This is a genomic window from Virgibacillus sp. AGTR (assembly GCF_016919725.2).
Lineage (GTDB): Bacteria > Bacillota > Bacilli > Bacillales > Amphibacillaceae > Virgibacillus > Virgibacillus salarius.
Genome location: NZ_JAJERH010000125.1, coordinates 1 through 4,789, shown reverse-complemented (window position 1 = coordinate 4,789; position 4,789 = coordinate 1). Strand labels below are relative to the sequence as shown.

5 protein-coding genes are annotated in these 4,789 nt (G+C 36.6%); 3 read left to right on the top strand and 2 right to left on the bottom strand.

The features are described from left to right. Positions 1-60 precede the first annotated feature (60 nt). Positions 61-1,437: a Na+/H+ antiporter NhaC gene (gene nhaC / locus JUJ52_RS22470; protein ID WP_121604845.1), complete on the bottom strand. Its 1,377-nt coding sequence runs from the start codon at positions 1,435-1,437 to the stop codon at positions 61-63. 576 nt (positions 1,438-2,013) lie between these two features. Here nhaC and JUJ52_RS22465 point away from each other — a divergent pair. Further along, entirely contained in the window at positions 2,014-2,739 is a 726-nt protein-coding gene (locus JUJ52_RS22465) for an AzlC family ABC transporter permease (RefSeq protein WP_205389753.1), read from the top strand. Continuing rightward, the gene (locus JUJ52_RS22460) at positions 2,736-3,026 is read left to right on the top strand and encodes an AzlD domain-containing protein (RefSeq protein WP_026680559.1); all 291 of its coding nucleotides are present in this window, start codon (positions 2,736-2,738) and stop codon (positions 3,024-3,026) included. Before JUJ52_RS22465 ends, JUJ52_RS22460 begins: the two co-directional genes overlap by 4 nt. A gap of 177 nt (positions 3,027-3,203) precedes the next feature. Here JUJ52_RS22460 and JUJ52_RS22455 read toward each other — a convergent pair whose 3' ends face one another. Then, entirely contained in the window at positions 3,204-4,073 is an 870-nt protein-coding gene (locus JUJ52_RS22455; RefSeq protein WP_026680560.1) for a cation diffusion facilitator family transporter, read from the bottom strand. 242 nt (positions 4,074-4,315) lie between these two features. On the opposite strand from JUJ52_RS22455, the gene JUJ52_RS22450 reads away from it, so the two are divergent. Beyond that, positions 4,316-4,549: an IDEAL domain-containing protein gene (locus JUJ52_RS22450; protein ID WP_026680561.1), complete on the top strand. Its 234-nt coding sequence runs from the start codon at positions 4,316-4,318 to the stop codon at positions 4,547-4,549. The last annotated feature ends 240 nt before the right edge of the window (positions 4,550-4,789 follow it).

Below are 4,789 nucleotides of genomic sequence, written 5' to 3'. Positions count from 1 at the left end.
CTTTCGTATAGATATGAAATTATTAACCTAAGGAATAGTTATGGTATTTACAAGTAACTGTTATGAAACCCTCTTTTTTTCGAATGATTTACCACTGAAAATCATCGTTATAATTGGACTTAATAAACAGAAGAAAGCAAATGGTAAATACATTAATACAGGAACTCCTAGAACGTCAGCGATAAATACGCCACAAACACTCCATGGAACTAGTGGGTTAATCACAGTTCCAGCATCTTCTAATGTTCGTGATAAAACCTTATTAGGCAAGTTAGCTTTATGATATATTCCTTTAAATGTCTCACCAGTTAGCATGATCGATAGATACTGCTCGCCAATTAGTACATTAACACCAATTGCAGTAGCAGCGGTTGAAATGATAATGGAACGAATTTTTATTAGCTTTTGTTGCAAGGCAGTAAGTAATGTCGGAATAATACCTGTAACAAATAGTAGACCCCCAAATCCAAGAGCTAGAATAACAAGGGATATCGTAAAAAGCATACTATTGACACCGCCTTTTGTAAGCAGGTCATTTACTGGTTGAAAGTTAGTAGATGCTGTATATCCATTAAACCAGATAGACCATATGTCATTCCATGATAAGCCGTTCATAAAACGAGCGAATACCGTTGCTACTAAACTGCTTATTGCAATCGAAATAAAGGCAGGTACTTTTAATAAGGTACAAATGATGAGAGCAATTAATGGTAACCAAGATGTCCATGCCATTAATCCAGTTGATTGTAATGCTTGTTGATATGCAGCACCATTTTGAAACGACACCGTCTCTTCAGGTGACAAAATAGCAAAAATAATAAAGGAAATAACAAAAGCAGGTATCGTTGTAAGGCTTATATGCTTAATATGATCAAACAGATCAACCCCTACTACTGTGGAAGCTAAATTGGTTGTATCGGAAAGTGGAGACATTTTATCTCCAAAAAACGCTCCTGAAACGATGGCTCCAGCAGTGATAGCCATCGATGCATCTAAAGCACTTCCCATCCCGATAAATGCAACACCTATCGTAGCTGTAGTTGTTAATGAACTTCCCATTGATACACCGATAATTGCTGTAATTGCAAAGACAATGGCGTAAAACCACGTACCTCCAATAAAAGAAAATCCAGTATTAATAAGTACAGGTATTGTACCACTAATCATCCAACTGCTAATTAAGATACCAATTAGGAAGAATAGAAAAACGGCACCCATTCCTGTTCTTGCTCCCTCTATAAGCCCATTTTGTAGTTCTAGAAAAGGTATTTTTTTAATTATTCCATATGCGACTAATAGGAAGATACCAAGTAATATAGGAATATGTGGTACTGTTCCCAATCGAATAATGAAATAACTGATATTACCTATAATGACAATGAAAAATATAATAGCCTCTGATAATAATGGATGATGCTTTGGTTGTATTGGAAACATCAACTATTCCTCCTTCTTGTTTGAAATAAAATAAAAGCGCAAGCGCCCCAATAGAAATATAGCGACTGAAGCACTCAACGGAGTTAAAGGAATCACATGTGCTTGCGAGTCGATGATGACTTAGATTAGGGAGATTCGTGAAGTTGCCTCGTTTCTGGGCGCTGGAGCCGGACGTGGCTCAACACGCCCAAATCTATCTACAGGCTCAAATTTTATAGTTTCCTAGACAATAAAAAAAGCTCCGTCCCCTGTACTAGGGACGAAGCTTGACTCCGCGTTACCACCCTGATTGCTGAAATAACAAGTTTCAGCCTCTCATTGTTATGGACTCTATTTCATGAATGTGTAATTCAATGCTTTTCCTGCCAGAGTTTTCACCAACCACTCTGTCTCTTTTTTCTGCTTAGAAGGCATTTACTGCGCATTCTGAGTCACCTATGAATTTTTAAAAAGATTAATATTGAATATAAAGGGGAAAGTTCGATTTGTCAATATAAAAAAACAACGATCTAATCTTTTTAATTTTAAAAATATAAGATATAATAACAGGAATTGTACTAGGGGGTAGAAAAATTGATGGCAAAAGCAGCAAGTAGAAATAATACATCATCTATACAAATGATACAAAAAGGATTAGCATGTGGCTTCCCTATTATGGTTGGTTACTTACCTATTGCGATTACTTATGGTGTGTTAGCTAAGCAATCAGGTATGTCGGTATCTGAGTTAACATTGATGAGTGTGATGGTATTTGCAGGTGCAAGTCAATTTATGGGAGCAAATATGATTGCAGTTGGGACAGGAACTATTGAAATCATTATAGCTACATTTGTTTTGAATTTTCGTCATTTTGTAATGAGTCTATCTTTTATGAACCGGTTAAGAGGCATTGACTTAAAATGGAAACTTCCTTTATCTATGGGATTAACGGATGAAACGTTTGCTGTCGCCTCATTACATACGAAGGAAGCAAAGATGGAAAAAGGAGCTTGGTTTTATACGGTTATCATATTGGCCGCCTATTTATCATGGGTTATTGGATCTTTCATAGGAGGTATGCTTGGAGAAATCATTCCTGATAAATTAAGTCAAAGTATGGGAATCGCTCTATACGCAATGTTTATCGGTTTACTTATTCCATCGGTTAAAAAGGAGCTAAAAGTTGGAGGTATTGCAATTATAGCTATGCTTATTCATGCATTATGTGTCCAAGTAGGTATGAGCACAGGCTGGGCAATTGTATTAGGAACGATCTTAGGAGGTATGAGTGGAATAGTACTGCTGAGGGGGGAAGAGACATGATTTTACTTATCATTATCGGTATGTCACTAGTGACGATGCTACCAAGAATGATTCCAGCATTTATTGTAGACAAATTACAATTTCGAGATTGGGTGAACAGGTGGTTAAATGCAATCCCTTATGCTGCATTAGGTGCACTCATTTTCCCCGGGATTATGACCGTTCGGCCAGACCAGCCTCATATTGGATTACTGGGAGGTCTAGTTGCTATAGTATTGGCTTTTTTAGGTGTCAACATCATTCTTGTAGTTATGGCAGCAATAGCTACAGTCTATGTCTTAACCTAACCTATGGTTGATTTGGTATAACTTGCAGAGAGTTTTGGTTTGTTAAGCTAATTTGAATGTAGGTACACAAAGGCTTAACCTTTGTTATAATGGTTTTTAGCCTTTGTTCCTATTCCTTAGTAAGGGGTAGAAATTTCTCTTTATTTCATAGATAACTTATTCGAAATGTATGTCTATTTATTTCTTATAAGGCTCTATATGAATATGAGCATGGGTAATATTGTGTTTTTTATAAAGATGGTTTTCCAATCGCTCTGTGATAGCGTGACTTTCTTCTACGTTCAATGTTGGATCTACAAGAATGGTAATATCGATGAAAGCTTGATTTCCATGGATACGTCCCTTTACCTCAATAAGCTCCTTGACCTCAGAGTCTTTCTCGATGCTTGTTCGAATCTTCTTAATCTGCTTCTCATCAAATCCATCTGTTAATGTATGGGTGGAATCCTTAAAAATATCCCATGCTGTTTTACAAATGATTAATCCAACAATTAATCCGGCTAATGGATCTAACCAAAATAACCCAAACTGTGCACCAATGATACCAATAAACGCTCCAATACTTACAAGTGCATCAGAACGGTTATCCTGTGCGGCAGCATAGAGGGAGCTACTTTCAATTTTTCTTGAGAGCCGTACATTATACAGATAGACAAGCAACATAATGCAAGCAGCGCCTAATGCTGTCCATGCAGTAATCATATCTGGTTGGGAGTAATTGCCCATCCATACTTTTTTACACGTATCAAAAATGACTTGCAAACCTACAAACATCATAATGAATGCAGCAAATAAAGAAGCAACCGTCTCTGCACGAAAGTGACCGTAGTGATGATCCTCATCAGGTGGCTTACGAGAGATTTTTAAACCAACTAGCACTGCAATAGAGGCTATCACATCTGTAGAATTATTTAACCCATCTGCACGTAATGCATCTGAATTACCCTTATAAGCAATAATTAATTTAGCGATTGCTAAAATAATATAGGCAAAGATGCTAATCCAGGCACCTTTCTCCGCTTTTTTTAAATTATCCGAATGACTCATGCTTATAGCCTCCGATACATCTATTTAAAGTCCGCTGTTTTTACTTTAAATAGTCTATCAAAGTTGTATGTGGTGAGTCTAGAGAAACATTGAAGCGTCTATCAATAGTTATTGAATGGAGTTAAGTAAGTTTCATGAGGTAAAAATAGGAAATAAATATTTTAATTTTTCTTTACATTACCTATTGCAATTATTCAAAAAATTTAGGATAATAGTAAAAAGGAACAAGGGGGAAGTGTTCCATGAAAAAGCAGAAAACAGTTTATCAGTTTTACCGTTATAGTGGGGAAAAGATTCAAGCTAAGCGGGAAATACCATTTGAGCTTCGTTTTTCATCCCGTCTGCTTTTAGATGAGTTATGCTTTAATTATAATAAAGCATTGTTGGAAGACAATATTAATAATTCAATTGATGAGGGAAACAGAGATCAATTTTTGAAGCTAAGTGAAGATTATAGACACTTTATTTGGGAATAACCATCTCACAAAATATACGTTGCCTTGCCGTATGGTAAGGCATTTTTTTGTAGTCAAGGAAATTAAAAATTAACCCATGTGGATAAATATGGGCGTGTTGAGCTACGTCCAGCTCCAGCCCCAAAACGAGGCGACTTCACGAATCGCCCTAATCTAAATCATCATCGGATCACAAGCTCACCGTGATTCCTTTATCCACCAGTCGCTACGTTTCTAATCGGGCGCTTGCGCTTTTGTTCT